The following is a 14,877-nucleotide window of genomic DNA, read 5'->3' as shown; positions in this document are numbered from 1 at the left end:
ACTTCTAACCCGCTGGACAGCACATGCAGGCAGAATTACCGTAATACAATCAGTCCAACAGGAGGTTTGCGCCCATGTCCAAGATGCTTTCGCTTACCGCGGCTTCGTTCGCATTGTTTTCCACGACCGCATTTGCAGACGGTCATTGCGCGGCGGGTAAAACGCTTACCGACGGCAAATTCACCATAGCAACAGGAAACCCCGCCTACTTCCCCTGGGTTCTGGACGATGCGCCCGAAAGTGGCGAAGGGTTCGAGGCAGCTGTAGCTTATGCCGTAGCCGAAGAAATGGGGTTTGCTGCGGAGGATGTCGTTTGGGTCAGGTCTTCTTTCGACGAGGCAATTCAACCGGGCGCTAAAGAGTTTGATGTGAACATGCAACAATACTCAATCACGCCGGAACGGGATCAGGTCGTCGATTTTTCATCTCCTTATTACACGGCGCCAATGGCCGTGCTGGTTGGTTCCAATGCGACGGACACGGAGCCCACGTTGGAGGCCCTGAAAGGATTGCAATGGGGGGCAGTCGGTTCGACGACGGCGGTGCCAAAACTGGCCGCAGTCATCGAACCAGACAATGAGCCGCTGCTTTATGGCGACAACGCTGACGTCAATGCGGCCATGACGGCCAATCAGATTGACGCGGCACTGTTTGACTTGCCGACTGCGTTGTTTCTCAGCGCCGTCATGATCGAAGGCTCCAAAGTCATCGGTCAGTTCCCTGCTGACGAAGGCGACAACCCTGATCATTTCGGGATGCTGATGGAGGAAGGTAATCCGCTGAAGGCCTGTGTTGACGAAGCTATTGCCGCCATCGCCTCAAACGGAAAATTGGCAGAGATCGAGGCAAAATGGCTGCAGGACACCACTGGTGTTCCCCTAATCAAATAAGATGGCAAGATCAAAGGCGGCGGGGATAACTCGCCGTGAACTCTACGAAGCGCAGCAACGACGGCGTTCTATTTTGGTTGCTGCGACAAGCACCATAATCGTCGTCGTTGCCTTAGTCGTTCTGGTTCCGATGGCACCAGGATGGGGAAAGGTACAGCAGAGCTTTTTTAACGGCGAAGTGCTGGCAAAAACTTTTCCCAAACTGCTGGAAGCGTTTCGTATTAATGTAATGATCTTTGCGTGGTCGGCTCCTGCGATTGCTGTACTTGGTTTGTTGATAGCTTTAGCCCGCGACGCGAAATCCCCGGCACTTTTTCCTTTGCGTATATTTGGCGCTGCATTTACGGACATCTTCCGCGGTGTGCCAGTCATTTTGACTGTATATCTCATCGGCTTCGGCATACCGGGCCTTGGCCTGCCAAGGCCGTGGAATTCACCTTACATCTGGGGTTCGTTGGCTCTGATACTCACTTATTCAGCCTACGTGGCAGAGATTTTCAGATCCGGCATTGACAGCGTTCACCACAGTCAGCGCGCAGCTGCTCTGTCGCTGGGCCTTTCCGAGAGGCAGGTTATGCGGGATGTGGTTCTACCGCAGGCCATCCGCAATGTCGTTCCTTCGCAAATGAACATGCTTATCGCATTGCAAAAAGACGTGTCATTGCTTAGTTTCATTGGCCCCGTGGAAATTTTCCGTCAGGCCGGCGTGTTCAAGTCTTTGCTCGCAAACTTCACTCCTTACGTTGGTGCCGCCATCATTTTCCTAATCGTAACGATCCCGGCTACGCGTTACGCCGACCATCTAATGGCACGCCAGATGCGAGAGAGACGCTGATGGCAAAACTTGAGCTACGAGGCGTCGTGAAACGGTTTGGCGACGATACAGTTTGCGATGGGATTGATCTGGATGTGGAAGAGGGACAAATGGTTTGTCTCATCGGTGCATCCGGGGCTGGAAAGTCCACGCTTCTGCGCTGTATAAACCTGTTGGAACCTATCGAAGACGGCGCCATTTTCCTGGATGGCACAGACATTTCCGTTCCAGGGCTTGACCCTCAGTCGGTACGAGCAAGGATCGGAATTGTTTTTCAGAGTTTCAATCTGTTCCCTCACATGACGGCGATTGAAAATGTTATGCTCGCGCCGCGTCGGGTGCATGGAAAATCACGCGCTGAATTGTTACCAGAAGCCGAGGCGCTTTTTGCCAGATTTGGCCTTGCCGACCGGATGCATAACTACCCGGATCAATTGTCAGGTGGACAACAACAAAGAGTGGCCATTGTTCGGGCCCTGGCCATGCAACCTGAAGTGATGTTGTTTGACGAAATCACCTCGGCCTTGGATCCGCAACTGGTTGGTGAAGTTCTTGACGTGTTGCTAATGCTGAAAAAGCAGGGAATGACAATGGTGATGGCCACCCATGAAATGGGATTTGCCCGCGAAGCGGCGGACAAAGTGGGTTTCTTGCAAAACGGGCGTATAGTTGAAGAGGGCCCGCCAGAAGTACTATTTGAAGCGCCTCAACAGGAAGCTACCCGCACTTTTCTTGCCCGTGCATTGAAGTGACTACCATTGGCTGAGCCGCTTTAATCTTGCTACTGGGCCGGGGAAAAGCTCTCCGTAAAATCCAGCACAGATATCTTGTGATCAAACCGCTGTTCAATCGCCGTTCATTTATTCTGTTTTATATGCGGGCAGTTTGGACAACGCTGATTTTAGAGCGTCACCCCACCCGTCCGAAATGGTTCGGAAATATGCGTCATCTGCCTCGAACCTAGTTCGCTTGCCAGCAGCAAAACTGTCTTCGTCGTAGAAGGACAGATCAAGCGGTGCGCCAACGGACAAGTTGGCTTTGATGGTTGAATCAAAACTAACCAGTAATAACTTTACGGTTTCGGCAAAGCTCATTTCCGGATCGAAAGCCCGGACCAAAATCGGTCGACCGTACTTGGTCTCCCCGATTTGGAAAAACGGGGTATCTTCACTTGCTTCTATAAAGTTTCCTTCGGGATAGATCAGAAACAACCGCGATGGTCCGCCTTTGATCTGACCGCCCAAAATCATGGTGGCGTGGAACGCGCTATCGGCCTGCTGGCCCGCGCAGCCGTGCTGTTCAATAACGTCTTTGAGTGTGTCTGCAACCAACTGAGCGACCTGAAACATTGTTTCCGCCTCAAGAATTGACGGCGAACGATCAGCAGGCGCCTTTGTCCTTTCTTCCAGTAGACTTACAGTTGCCTGCGTTGTGGCCAGATTGCCGGCCGTCAACAAAGTAATGAATCGCTCGCCCTCGATCGTCCAGTTGAACATCTTGTTAAAGGTGGAAATGTTGTCTACACCAGCGTTGGTGCGCGTGTCAGACATGAAAACCAACCCGCGGTTCAGCCGCATCCCCACAGCATAGGTCATTCTTTGTCTCCGTTACTGCTGTGCGACTTGCAGCTGTACCGTCAACTGCTCACCCGCTGCCCCAATTCTACTTCCTATTATCGGTGCAGCCTGTGAGTAGTCTAGCCCCGTTGCAACACGAACATATCTGTTGTCGGGGGATATCCCGTTGGAGACGTCAAATCCAACCCAACCTAGTCCTTCAATATGCACTTCCGCCCAAGCGTGGGTCGCATCTTGTAGCTCGGTTTCATTCATCATCAGATAGCCTGACACGTAGCGCGCAGGCAAACCGAGTTGGCGTGCGCCGCTAACAAAAATATGCGCGTGGTCCTGACAAACTCCGCTGCCCGCTTCGATTGCGTCCTCAGCGCTCCAGTCCGGATGTGAACTTCCGACCTTGTATTCAACACGATCCCTGATGGCATCTGACAGTGCATGAAGCTGCTGGACAAGTTCGCCCTGCGGTAGCGATCTGACCATTTCAGCGACACCTTTGCCCGGTTTTGTCTGGCGTGTGCTGCGTTTGAAAAGCCAAAGCGGTGTTGACCCTTCGTGAGGCCCAAGAATACCGTGCGTATCTTCAACCTCGACTACACCTTCCGAAATCAAAGACACACTCTTTGTGTTTGGTTCAAAACAAACCAGCTCGACAGTATTTCGATGATAGTCCTCGAAAGTCAGTTCCTTGCGCCCGCCCTCGACGCGGGTATCCCAACTTTGGATAGTTTGATTGCGGAAAGACTTAGGGGTTTTTCTAAGTTGCTGCAGACCAAACGGAACTGGCGCATCAAAGTCATATCTGGTTTCGTGTTTGATATGCAGTTTCATGCTCTACTCATAAAAGCGATAGTCGATTTCAACTTGGCGACTTAACATCGAAAGGTCGTTCAAAAATTCTTGTATGAACTCATGAAGCCCGAACTCAAAAATTTCGGAGATATCCTTGTCCATATACTTTTGGAAAAGCGCATCGGAGCCTTCGCAGGACGGACCAGAAAATCCGTAGTCCTTTTTTAGATAAAAAAGGTTTTCCTGAATTTTGCGGCAACAGAAATGAAGACTGCGTGGCATTCGCTGATCGAGGATCAGAAAAGCGGCTATGTCCGAAGGCGTCGTCTTTTGGCCATGCGTCATCCGGTATCCACCCCCTGCACCGACTGATCGCAGGATGCTTTCCCACTGGATGTTATCCAAAGAGGATCCGACTGAAAATGCTGTAGGCAAAAGGACATAATACTTGACGTCCAGGATGCGCCCTGTGTTGTCGGCGCGTTCAACGAACGTACCCAACCTTGTAAAGTCAAAGATGTCATTGCGCAGCATTGTACCAAGATTCGCTCCTCGGACCAAAGCTGCCTGATGACGAACCAGTTCCAAGACACCGGGCAAATCCCGCTCGTTTACTCGGCGTTTCATGACCGCGTCGATCTTCATCCAAGTGGCATTGACCGCGCTCCAAACGTCGTGCGTTAAGGCGGTTCGCACAAGGCGCGCGTTGTCCCTTGCCTGTTTGATGACGGACCGAACCGATGAAGGGTTTTCAGCGTCCCGCAAAACCCAATCAACAGCATTGTCTTTGGTTACCTCGTCATACTTTGAATGATAGCTGTCCAGAACACCCGCGGTTTTCAGAACCGACGCCCACTCTTCGATCGAGTTTTGGGCTCGGGTCAAAGCCATACGTTGCCCGGTTTCAAGTAATCTGGCGGTGTTTTCAGCTCTTTCCAGATAGCGGGACATCCAGAACAACCCGCCTGCGGTTTTTCCCAGCATGGCTTAGTCCTCCAGAACCCAGGTATCTTTGGTGCCGCCACCCTGGGAGGAGTTCACGACCAAAGAACCTTTCTTCAGAGCCACCCTCGTCAACCCACCAGGTGTAATTTTGATGCCTTCGGGTGAAACAAGAACAAACGGGCGTAGATCAACATGTCTGGGTGCCAAACCTGATCTGGCAAAGATTGGGACGGTCGACAACGACAACGTTGGCTGTGCTATGTAGTTGGACGGCCGCGCCCTGAGCTTGTCGCGGAAAGTCGCAATCTCTTTCTTGCTGGCAGTGGGGCCAATCAACATACCATAACCACCAGAACCATGTACTTCCTTGACCACCAGATCTGCCAAGTTGTCCAGAACATAGGCAAGCGAGTCGGGTTCGCTGCATCTCCACGTTGGAACGTTCTTCAAAACTGGCTTTTCGCCTGTATAAAACTCCACGATTTCAGGCATGTAGGAATAGATCGCCTTATCGTCAGAAATTCCGGTTCCCGGCGCATTTGCTATTGTTATTCCCCCAGCGCGATAAACGTCCAAAATACCAGGTACACCCAGAGCACTTTCTGGGTTAAAATTCAAAGGATCAAGAAACTCATCATCTACCCGACGATACAGAACATCTATTGGACGATACCCTCGCGTGGTGCGCATGCAAACGCGCCCTTTAACGACGCGCAGGTCGTGCCCCTCAACCAATTCCACTGCCATCTGGTCTGCAAGAAACGCATGCTCGAAATATGCAGAATTGTAGATACCCGGTGTAAGAACTGCTACAGTCGGCTCCCCTTCGGCGCAATCTGGTGCGCAAGCCGCAAGGGACCGTCGCAAGTTTAGCGGATAATCTGAGACATTCCGGACATTCGTCGCGCTGAACAACTCGGGGAACATCTTGAGCATCGTTTCCCGGTTTTCGAGCATGTAACTTACGCCAGACGGGGTTCTGGCATTGTCCTCCAATACGAAAAATTCGTCGGGTCCCGTGCGGACCAGATCAATCCCTACAATATGCGTGTATATTTGCCCGGGCGGTGAAACACCCAGCATTTGCGGAAGAAATGCCTCGTTTTCAGCTATCATTGCAGCGGGAACTCGCCCTGCCCGAACAATTTCCTGACGATGGTAGATATCATAAAGAAACGCATTGATGGCTCGAACACGCTGTTCAATACCACGTTCCAACCGCTGCCATTCGCGACCGGAAATTACCCTGGGAACGATATCGAAAGGAATTAAACGCTCTTCAGCTTCTGACTTGCCGTAAACGTTAAACGTAATGCCCGTCAGTCTGAAAACCTCTTCCGCTTCGCGTTGTTTTGCCCGCAACCGCGAAACATCTTCGGCATCAAACCAACGGCCTATCTCTTCATATGGTCCGCGGAGTGATCCGTCACTGTTGTACATCTCATCAAAATATTCACTCATTCGAGAAGTTTGACGAACACAACGCAGTTTTCAAGTAAAACGGACTGAAAAACAGAATTGCTTTCTGAGTTGCGTCTATTTTTGAGGCTGTCGGCCAAGGCGTAAAGCGAAGAAAAATCGAGCTGAACTGCAACGCTGTGTATAGTCCTAAAAAACTGTTGGAGGATACGAATGAACCATTGGAAATTACTGGTTCAAATAGTTTGTGCGCTTGCTCTTGTCGCATGTGCCCCAAAAGTTCGCACTTACGAAAAGACAGTGACAAGCTCTGTTCCCACAAATTCGAACAGCGCTTTAAGTCAAGCCGCCAACAGACTTGGAGACCCAAAGGACGGGCGATCCGGAGTAAAGCTGATTAATGATGGAGAACAAGCACTGGTCTCAAGACTTTTGTTGGCCGCCGCTGCAGAACGATCGATCGATGCGCAATACTACCTTTTGCACAATGACCCAACGGGGCACCTTTTTGCGGCCAGCCTTTTGCAGGCGGCTGACCGAGGTGTTCGCATTCGGCTGTTGCTGGATGATATGGATACCTCCAGCTATGACGCTATGACAGCTGCTCTGGACTATCACAAGAATATCGAGATCAGGCTGTTCAACCCCTTTTGGCGGGATCAGAGCCTTCTTGTAGCCGGGCTGACGGACTTTAAACGCATAAACCGCAGGATGCACAACAAGTCGATGACTGCCGACAATGTATTCACCATCGTGGGTGGGCGAAACATAGGTGCCGAGTATTTCCTGGCCCAGGAAGAAATGAACTATGCTGATCTCGATGTATTGGCAGCCGGGCCCGTGGTTGAAGAGGTCTCTAAAAGTTTTGACGCCTATTGGAATAGCGAGTTCGCCGTACCCGCGCGTGTGGTTGTTGGAGAGCCTGAAACATTTGGTCTTAGCGAAGCCCGTGAAAGGCTCCATGCCCTTGTAGAAGAGGCAAAGCAAACCCAATACGGAGAAGCTTTGAGAAAATCCGCCAAGGAAAACTTCGCAGATGGCGCATTGGCTTTGGATTGGGTTCCGGCGCGGTTATACGCGGACCCGCCTTCCAAGGCTGCGGGCGTTGACAACTCTGACCCAATTCTCGCGTCTCAACTGCTCCCGTATTTTGAAGATGCGCGGGATGAGGTGAATATAGTCTCCGCATATTTCGTGCCCCGCAACAACGGCGTCAGATGGATGACCGAACTGGAAAACCGTGGGGTCGACGTAACGGTCGTAACCAATTCGTTGCGCTCTAACGATGTCGCGCCAGTCTATGCCCATTACGCCAAGAAACGCCGGGCACTGCTGCGCGGTGGGGTGGATTTATATGAATTGAGACCCGATGCTTATCAGGTTCAACGGCGCGGAATTAATTGGGCGCAATCCCGCTCGGGTTTGCATTCCAAGGCCTTCGCGATTGATGACCGTTATCTATTCGTAGGATCGTTCAACTGGGACCCACGCTCGGTAAATATCAACACTGAAATGGGCATCCTGATAGACTCGCCTTCATTGACCGCTCAAACCATGGGTGCGCTGAACGAAGTACTGCCTGCTTACACTTATCGGGTGACTTTGGAGAATGCCGGTCAGCTTAAGTGGCAAACTCGCGATGAAGACGGCACAATCTTGGAATACGACTCGGAACCGACAGGCTCGGCCTGGGATCACATCGTTTCCGGTTTACTCGCAATTTTACCCATCGGATCGCAGCTTTGATCTAGCGCGAAAAAAGAGAATTGGACCTTTGTCGACAGCCGCACGCGTGCCATTCGGTATTTTGGAAGGGACAATGATTTTGAAGTATTTCAGACTCTATGCCGACTTATCGGGCGAAAGCCGAGAAAAACGTGTGGGCGACGTATGGCACATGGAAGACAGAGGTGGGCACGGTCACCATACCAAAGTTACAAGCGAAAGTGACTTTGAGGCCGCCATCATCCAGTACGAATGACAATTGAAACCCAGTGCAATCTCGATCGGTGTTTTTGTGTAAATAGCCTCTAAATTCTCTCGCTATTTTGCTGTCGTTACTAGCAAGCGATTTCCGGGTATACTGTCCTCGGAATATGCGACCGAACACGATGAAGCCTGACTGAAGTTCTTGAAACAACAGGCGCGGGGGAAACGGATATGGAACAACGACTTTCGGCGATACTGGCAGCCGACATGGTTGGCTACTCGCGCTTGATGGAAGCGGACGAATTGGGGGTCTTGTCCCGACAAAAAAAGTATCGCCGCGAGTTGATCGACCCAGAGATATCTCGAAGCCGTGGGAATATCGTCAAGACGACCGGAGACGGTATGCTGGCCACATTTGAATCGGTTCAAGATGCCGTTCAATGCGCGGTTAAAATTCAGCAATCCATGAACCTTAACGAGACAGATCTTGACGACGATCAAAGAATCCGTTTTCGCGTTGGTATCAATTTAGGCGATGTAATTTTCGACGAGGGCGATATTTTTGGCGACGGTGTTAACGTTGCAGCGCGCCTGGAAGGATTGGCTGAACCGGGTGGCGTTTGCGTTTCTGATGTCGTGCACCAGGCTGTTCAAGACAGAGTAGACGCCGCATTCCGCGATATGGGTGGGCAAAGGGTAAAGAATATAAGCCGCCCAATTCGAGTTTGGCATTGGTCCCCGCAAGCAAAACCATTGCGAAAGGCTCCGGATGTATCTCTTCAGCAAAGAGTAAAGTTCTGCAAATCGAGCGACGGCGTGAATCTCGCGTGGGCCTCCACCGGACAGGACACCCCCGTTTTGAAAGCACCAAACTGGTTGAATCATATTGAATATGAGTGGACTAGTCCGGTTTGGGGGGATTTCCTTTCAGAAATGTCCAAACTTTGCCGGCTGGTTCGATTTGATCAGCGGGGCAATGGTCTTTCAGACTGGGATGTCGACGACATTTCAGAGGATCGAATGATCGACGACATGCTTGCGGTTGCCGACGCCGCAGGTCTTGAACGTTTCGGACTGCTGGGTATCAGCCAAGGTTCGGCCTTTTCCGTCAGATTTGCAGCAAGATTTCCCGAGCGTGTTAAGTTTCTTATTTTGCTGGGCGGTTATGTCCGCGGCCGAATGATGCGCGGCGATGTCGAAGCTGAACAATTCTACAACGCTTCCCGGGCGATGGTATCAGCTGGTTGGGGTTCCCCCAACCCAGTTTATCGCCATTTTTTTACCTCGAGCTATATTCCGGATGCCACACCGGAAGAGGGTGCCAGTTTTGACGAAATGCAAAGAATCTCTGCAAGTCCGGAAACCGCCCTGCGGATCATGGAAATGAACGCTTACACCGATGCACGCGTGGACGCCCGAAGCCTGAAGGTTCCGACGCTGGTGCTACATGCAAAGGGCGATATGGCAGCACCAATCAGCGAAGGGCGTGAAACCGCTCGGGAAATACCAACCGCCGAGTTTGTTGAGCTACCCGGAGCTAACCACTGCATGATACGCGGGCATTCCGGGTTCGATGAGTTTTTTCATGAGATTGGCCCATTCCTAAAAGACCACTCTGATTAAGCAACAAAGTTGCCATTCAGACAAAACAAGGCATTTCTAAATTTAGACATTGAACCAGCGATTATCAGAAAACCGGGACGTGATCAGCGACCTCACTTTTTAAGGAGAAAACAATGTCATACTTTCCCAGAAGACACTTCTTGAAAATGGCGCTTACCGGTTCGACCGCGATGGTTCTTGCCAATCGCGCAATAGCGCAGGCTATTTCACTTTCGGATGTTGGGGCCGCGATCATCGGCATCGATACGGCTACGATTTTTGTCGCTCGAGAAATTGTCACACTCGATCCTGATCAACCTACTGCGCAGGCCGTTGCGATCGTCAATGATCGTGTTCTTGCCTCAGGTACTCTTGAAGAAGTGCAGGTCTTAATTGGAGATCGGCCGCATGACCTTGACAGAACCTTCGAGGATCATGTCATCGTTCCCGGTTTCATTGCACAGCATGATCACCCCATCTTGGCAGGCTTAACTATGTCATCGTTGATCCTCTCTATTGAAGATTGGGATCTTCCCGACGGGAATGCGACCGCCCTAGAAGACAAAGATGATTTTATGACCCGGCTGGCGAAGGCGGAATCTGAACTAAGCGATCCTTCTGAGCCATTACTCACATGGGGGTACCACGCGGCGTTCTACGGTCCGCTCACACGCTCTGACCTCGATAGCATTAGCGGTGAGCGGCCGATTTTTGCTTGGGCCAGGTCTTGTCACGAGTTCGTTCTGAATTCTGCGGCATTGTCCAAGGCTGGTGTGACGAAGGAGCTGGTTGGATCCTGGTCGGAAAGCGAACAGTCGCAATCCAACTTTGAAGACGGCCATTTCTGGGAACAAGGATTGTTTGCGGTCCTTCCGAACATCGCACCTATGATCGCAAATCCGGACAAGTTTCGTTCAGGCTTGCTGACGATGCGTGACTATATGCACGCAAAGGGCGTCACATTCGGAAATGAACCCGGCGGTATATTGGCGAAACCTATTCAAGACGCGGTCAATGCTGTGATGTCCGCCCCGTCGATGCCGTTTAGATGGACGTTTATCCCTGATGGCAAAAGCTTGGTGGCAACCTACGAAAACGACGCTGACGTGATCCAACAAACCAAGGCGCTGGTTGATTGGTATGGTGGCATGACAAGCATGGTTCCAGACAGCGTCAAACTGTTTTCTGACGGAGCAATATACTCTCTTGCGATCCAGCTTCGGGATCCTCCCATCGGCGATTATCACGGAGAGTGGATGATGGACAAAGACGCCTTTGAGCGTGCTTTTAGCGTCTATTGGGACGCAGGTTATCAAATACATGTGCACGTCAACGGAGACGCCGGTCTCGACCGAGTTCTGAACACATTGGAAGACAACCTGTTGCGCAACCCGCGATTTGATCATCGTACAGTGATTGTGCACTTCGCAGTAAGCGCACCGGATCAGGTCGATCGGATTAGAAGGCTTGGCGCCATCGTCAGTGCAAACCCTTACTACGTCACAGCACTGTCGGACCGCTATGGTGAAACAGGTCTGGGATCCGACCGCGCCGATCAGATGGTTCGGCTGGGGGATTTGGATAGGGCAGGAGTATCATGGTCCTTACACTCAGACATGCCTATGGCACCGGGCGATCCGCTGTTCTTGATGTGGAGTGCGGTAAACCGGGTCACCAGCTCGGGCCGGGTCGCAGGCGGGAACCAAAAGGTTTCAGCAGAAGAGGCGTTGCGTGGGGTGACAATAAATGCCGCTTATTCGCACCATCTGGAAGATGAGCTTGGCAGTATCGAACCGGGAAAGCTGGCTAACTTCACCATTCTGGAGGAAAATCCGTTGGCCGTGGATCCAATGGCAATAAAAGATATTGTGGTTTGGGGCACAGTTATGGAAGGGCGTGTACAGAAAGTTGGTGAAGTTTCCGTCGACGAAGCACGCTTGAACAACGGTGTAATTCCCAGCCAATCAGAGTTTGCGAAACAGGCGCTAAACCACGCCCTTTCCGTGGTTCATAATCATCTTTGATGTGAAGCAGTGTTTTCGCCAGAATTGAGACTTTCAGTGGGTGGTGCTGTTTGGACGCCCCGGATAACTCAACGGACTAGACCCGCGATGGTCAAGTCAACCTCGGAAGCTAGGCGTTTTCTAAGCTGCCACAAAATCCAGAGCATTTTTGAACTCATCGGCGATATCCAAACTAGGCAAAAGCCTGAGTCTACACCGAAACGCACAATCTAAGCTGCTTTTCACTCACTTCCGATTTTGTCCCCTGAAGAATTGGGCTTCCACGCGCTAGGACAAGAAAGCTGTCGCCTAGCGCGTACGCGAAGTCAAAATATTGCTCGACCAGAACGATTGCCATTTCCCCACGGTCGCGAAGCAGGCGGATAACCTCACCGATCTGCTTGATAATATTTGGCTGTATCCCTTCGGTCGGCTCGTCCAGCAATAAAAGCTTGGGCTTGGTAATAAGTGCTCGTGCAATTGCTAGTTGCTGTTGTTGTCCGCCAGATAAATCGCCGCCTCGACGTGCTAGAAAATCCTTTAGGATCGGAAATAGCTCGAAAACAAAATCCGGGAGCCGACGATCGCTGCGCGGCAAACACGCAAACCCGGTTTCCAGATTTTCTTGTACCGTCAGAAATGGAAATATCTCGCGCCCCTGAGGAACATAGGCCACGCCTTTCTTTGCAAGGTCATAGGCGGTCGTCTTTTCTACGGGTTCACCGTCAAGAGAATAGGTGCCGCCACTTCGCGGGTGCGTTCCAGATACGGCTTTCAGCAGGCTGGTTTTACCAACGCCATTGGTGCCCATGACGCAGGTCACTTGCCCTCGGCGCGCAACTAAGTCTACGCCATTTAGGATTTGGCTACCCCCATAGTGAAGAGACAGATCCGAAACATTCAACAAATCAGCGCCCAAGGTACACCTCAATAACTTTTTCGTTGCGGGTTACATGATCCAGTGAACCTTCGGCCAGAACCGAACCCTCATGGAGCACGGTGACTTTACAATTGAGCCTGCGCACGAACTCCATGTCATGTTCAACGACTACGACCGCTCGGGTTTTCGCTGCCTCGACCAAAATTTCAGTCGTGTGCTCCCTTTCCGCTGGTGTCATTCCCGCAGCTGGTTCATCCACCAAAAGCAGCCTAGGGTCTTGCGCAAGCAACATCCCGATTTCCAACCACTGCTTTTGCCCATGGCTCAGCTCGCCTGCCTTACGGCTCATTACCTTTGCCAAACCGATTTCATCGGCCAGTTTAGCAACTTGTTCGTGATCTCTTCGGCTCGGATGAAACCGCAGAACGGCAAGCGGCCCGCGATTGTTCTTGAGCGCCAGCATCAAGTTTTCCTGAACGCTCTGATCTTCAAAAACAGTTGGGCGTTGAAACTTGCGCCCAACACCGGCCCGGGCGATCTGACTTTCGCTCATCGACAATAAAGAGACGGGTTTGTCACCCCAATAAACATGCCCCTCATCCGGCTTTGTTTTGCCGGTTAAGATGTCCATGAAAGTTGTCTTTCCAGCACCGTTAGGGCCAATAACGGCGCGCATTTCCGTCGAGCCAATCTGGAACGTGAGATTATTGATAGCCTTAAAACCATCAAATGAAACGGAAACACCCGACACTTCAAGAAGGTTGCTCATTCCAACGCTTCCTTTTCCCGCAAAGCACCTGCGTCCGGACCCAAATCGGCCCCATGGCGTTCCGGCGACCGGTGTTCAGTGAATCTGTCTATCAACCCACCTATGCCCTTTGGCGCAAAAAGTGTGACTGCGACAAACGATAAGCCCAGAAGGATAGTCCACCAATCGACCCATTGGATCGTGAAGAAACCAAGGGAAACATCCGGCGCCTGGCCGCCTGTGAACCACGTCGAAAGAAGCGAGACGAATGCAGCCCCGATCACGGCGCCGTAAAGCCGCCCGCGCCCGCCTATAGCAACCCAGACAGCGAGGTATATGGACGCGATCGGCGCGACCTCGGCCGGATTGATAATCCCGGCCTGTGGGTAATACAGCGCCCCGGCAATGCCACAAATCACGGCAGTGAAGGAAAAAACAAACAGCTTGTAGGCTTCGACTGAATATCCAAGAAAACGCACACGGCTTTCGTCGTCTCTGATCGCGCGCATGACTGAACCGAACTTACCTGACACGACCCATGCACAAAGCAGATACCCAAGGCCAAGAGCAAGCGCCGAAGCCCAAAAGAACAGAATTGAGATTTGCGATTGGGGAACCGCCTCCAGCCCTGGTAAATTTTGTAAACCGGAAAGACCGTTATTGCCCCGCAATCCGCTGTCGTTCTGGAACAAGTACAGGGACAATGCCAAAGTCATCGCTTGGGTCAAAATAGACAGGTACACGCCAGTCACTCGACTGCGGAAGGCCAGCCAGCCAAATACCAGCGCCAAAAGCCCGGGTACGATCACGATTGCTGCCATCTGCAGGGGTAGTGAGTGCGCAAGGGCCCAAACGGGCGGAAACTCGGACGCACCAACTACACCAAATATTTGGGTGGCTATACCATCTGAAATTTCCTGCGGCGTCGGAGGTAACGCCGCTGCTGAAAGACTTTCGCGCACAATAACTTCGGTGCGCGCATACATCAGCCACATTCCGATCGCATAGCCGCCGATGCCGAAAAACGCCATATGACCAAGAGAAAGGATACCCGTGTATCCCCAAACAAGATCCATTGCTAATGCAGCTAGACACAGGCAAAGGGTTTTGCCCAGGGTTTTTATGAAACTAGTCGAAACGACACCAATGCCAAATCCTTCACCAAGAACTGTCACGCAAATCGTGAATAAGGAAAGGATCGCCAAAAAAATCGCAACCGAAGGATATCGCATCACGAATGGTTTTCGGGTTGGGGCGCCAGCGGAGGTGATGTCTACCATG

14 protein-coding genes are annotated in these 14,877 nt (G+C 51.6%); 7 read left to right on the top strand and 7 right to left on the bottom strand.

Annotation, left to right across the window (positions count from 1 at the left end; all coding sequences use genetic code 11):
• Positions 1–74: 74 nt before the first annotated feature.
• The 3 genes from GOV45_RS10635 to GOV45_RS10625 are packed head-to-tail and all read left to right on the top strand — an operon-like array spanning position 75 to position 2,456.
• Entirely contained in the window at positions 75–890 is an 816-nt protein-coding gene (locus tag GOV45_RS10635) for an ABC transporter substrate-binding protein (protein ID WP_170477147.1), read from the top strand.
• Between the two features lies 1 nt (position 891).
• Positions 892–1,725 carry an amino acid ABC transporter permease gene (locus GOV45_RS10630; RefSeq protein WP_170477146.1) on the top strand — a complete coding sequence of 278 codons (834 nt, stop codon included), beginning with the start codon at positions 892–894 and terminating at the stop codon, positions 1,723–1,725.
• The gene (locus tag GOV45_RS10625; RefSeq protein WP_170477145.1) at positions 1,725–2,456 is read left to right on the top strand and encodes an amino acid ABC transporter ATP-binding protein; all 732 of its coding nucleotides are present in this window, start codon (positions 1,725–1,727) and stop codon (positions 2,454–2,456) included. Before GOV45_RS10630 ends, GOV45_RS10625 begins: the two co-directional genes overlap by 1 nt.
• A 108-nt stretch (positions 2,457–2,564) precedes the next feature.
• On the opposite strand, the gene GOV45_RS10620 is transcribed toward GOV45_RS10625, so the two are convergent.
• The 4 genes from GOV45_RS10620 to GOV45_RS10605 are packed head-to-tail and all read right to left on the bottom strand — an operon-like array spanning position 2,565 to position 6,476.
• Positions 2,565–3,299 (bottom strand): proteasome-type protease, encoded by a 735-nt coding sequence (locus GOV45_RS10620; RefSeq protein ID WP_170477144.1) that lies wholly within the window; start codon positions 3,297–3,299, stop codon positions 2,565–2,567.
• Between the two features lie 12 nt (positions 3,300–3,311).
• Positions 3,312–4,109 (bottom strand): transglutaminase family protein, encoded by a 798-nt coding sequence (locus GOV45_RS10615; protein ID WP_170477143.1) that lies wholly within the window; start codon positions 4,107–4,109, stop codon positions 3,312–3,314.
• A gap of 3 nt (positions 4,110–4,112) precedes the next feature.
• Positions 4,113–5,054 carry an alpha-E domain-containing protein gene (locus tag GOV45_RS10610; protein WP_170477142.1) on the bottom strand — a complete coding sequence of 314 codons (942 nt, stop codon included), beginning with the start codon at positions 5,052–5,054 and terminating at the stop codon, positions 4,113–4,115.
• 3 nt (positions 5,055–5,057) lie between these two features.
• Positions 5,058–6,476, bottom strand: a complete 1,419-nt coding sequence (locus GOV45_RS10605) for a circularly permuted type 2 ATP-grasp protein (protein WP_170477140.1) — start codon at positions 6,474–6,476, stop codon at positions 5,058–5,060.
• A gap of 171 nt (positions 6,477–6,647) precedes the next feature.
• Here GOV45_RS10605 and GOV45_RS10600 point away from each other — a divergent pair, with 171 nt between their 5' ends.
• The 4 genes from GOV45_RS10600 (at position 6,648) to GOV45_RS10585 (ending at position 11,989) form a co-directional block, all read left to right on the top strand.
• A complete protein-coding gene (locus tag GOV45_RS10600; RefSeq protein ID WP_170477137.1) occupies positions 6,648–8,180 on the top strand; it encodes a phospholipase D family protein in 1,533 nt (510 codons plus the stop codon).
• 73 nt (positions 8,181–8,253) lie between these two features.
• The gene (locus GOV45_RS23165) at positions 8,254–8,415 is read left to right on the top strand and encodes a hypothetical protein (RefSeq protein WP_174823638.1); all 162 of its coding nucleotides are present in this window, start codon (positions 8,254–8,256) and stop codon (positions 8,413–8,415) included.
• Positions 8,416–8,594: 179 nt separating this feature from the next.
• On the top strand, positions 8,595–9,986 hold the full coding sequence (locus GOV45_RS10590) for an alpha/beta fold hydrolase (RefSeq protein ID WP_170477135.1): 1,392 nt from the start codon (positions 8,595–8,597) through the stop codon (positions 9,984–9,986).
• A gap of 113 nt (positions 9,987–10,099) precedes the next feature.
• Positions 10,100–11,989, top strand: coding sequence for an amidohydrolase (locus GOV45_RS10585; RefSeq protein ID WP_170477131.1), 1,890 nt, complete (start codon positions 10,100–10,102; stop codon positions 11,987–11,989).
• A 190-nt stretch (positions 11,990–12,179) separates the two neighbouring features.
• Here the strand turns inward: GOV45_RS10585 and urtE are convergent, their stop codons facing one another.
• From urtE to urtC, 3 genes are read right to left on the bottom strand one after another with little or no spacing between them, the layout of a single operon-like run.
• Positions 12,180–12,875, bottom strand: a complete 696-nt coding sequence (urtE, locus tag GOV45_RS10580) for an urea ABC transporter ATP-binding subunit UrtE (RefSeq protein ID WP_170478085.1) — start codon at positions 12,873–12,875, stop codon at positions 12,180–12,182.
• A gap of 1 nt (position 12,876) precedes the next feature.
• Complete coding sequence (gene urtD / locus GOV45_RS10575) at positions 12,877–13,617, bottom strand: urea ABC transporter ATP-binding protein UrtD (RefSeq protein ID WP_170477128.1); 741 nt, start codon at positions 13,615–13,617, stop codon at positions 12,877–12,879.
• Positions 13,614–14,876 carry an urea ABC transporter permease subunit UrtC gene (gene urtC, locus GOV45_RS10570; protein ID WP_170477125.1) on the bottom strand — a complete coding sequence of 421 codons (1,263 nt, stop codon included), beginning with the start codon at positions 14,874–14,876 and terminating at the stop codon, positions 13,614–13,616. Before urtC ends, urtD begins: the two co-directional genes overlap by 4 nt.
• Between the last annotated feature and the right edge of the window lies 1 nt (position 14,877).

This window comes from Ruegeria arenilitoris (assembly GCF_013035425.1).
GTDB classification, from domain to species: Bacteria; Pseudomonadota; Alphaproteobacteria; order Rhodobacterales; family Rhodobacteraceae; genus Ruegeria; species Ruegeria arenilitoris_A.
Note: the sequence above shows the minus strand (reverse complement) of the source record. Positions and strands in the feature narration are given on the sequence as shown.

Coding starts and splice junctions, on each gene's coding strand:
- GOV45_RS10635 (WP_170477147.1), top strand. CDS start 75: ATGTCCAAGATGCTTTCGCTTACCGCGGCTTCGTTCGCATTGTTTTCC.
- GOV45_RS10630 (WP_170477146.1), top strand. CDS start 892: ATGGCAAGATCAAAGGCGGCGGGGATAACTCGCCGTGAACTCTACGAA.
- GOV45_RS10625 (WP_170477145.1), top strand. CDS start 1,725: ATGGCAAAACTTGAGCTACGAGGCGTCGTGAAACGGTTTGGCGACGAT.
- GOV45_RS10620 (WP_170477144.1), bottom strand. CDS start 3,299: ATGACCTATGCTGTGGGGATGCGGCTGAACCGCGGGTTGGTTTTCATG.
- GOV45_RS10615 (WP_170477143.1), bottom strand. CDS start 4,109: ATGAAACTGCATATCAAACACGAAACCAGATATGACTTTGATGCGCCA.
- GOV45_RS10610 (WP_170477142.1), bottom strand. CDS start 5,054: ATGCTGGGAAAAACCGCAGGCGGGTTGTTCTGGATGTCCCGCTATCTG.
- GOV45_RS10605 (WP_170477140.1), bottom strand. CDS start 6,476: ATGAGTGAATATTTTGATGAGATGTACAACAGTGACGGATCACTCCGC.
- GOV45_RS10600 (WP_170477137.1), top strand. CDS start 6,648: ATGAACCATTGGAAATTACTGGTTCAAATAGTTTGTGCGCTTGCTCTT.
- GOV45_RS23165 (WP_174823638.1), top strand. CDS start 8,254: ATGATTTTGAAGTATTTCAGACTCTATGCCGACTTATCGGGCGAAAGC.
- GOV45_RS10590 (WP_170477135.1), top strand. CDS start 8,595: ATGGAACAACGACTTTCGGCGATACTGGCAGCCGACATGGTTGGCTAC.
- GOV45_RS10585 (WP_170477131.1), top strand. CDS start 10,100: ATGTCATACTTTCCCAGAAGACACTTCTTGAAAATGGCGCTTACCGGT.
- urtD (WP_170477128.1), bottom strand. CDS start 13,617: ATGAGCAACCTTCTTGAAGTGTCGGGTGTTTCCGTTTCATTTGATGGT.
- urtC (WP_170477125.1), bottom strand. CDS start 14,876: ATGGTAGACATCACCTCCGCTGGCGCCCCAACCCGAAAACCATTCGTG.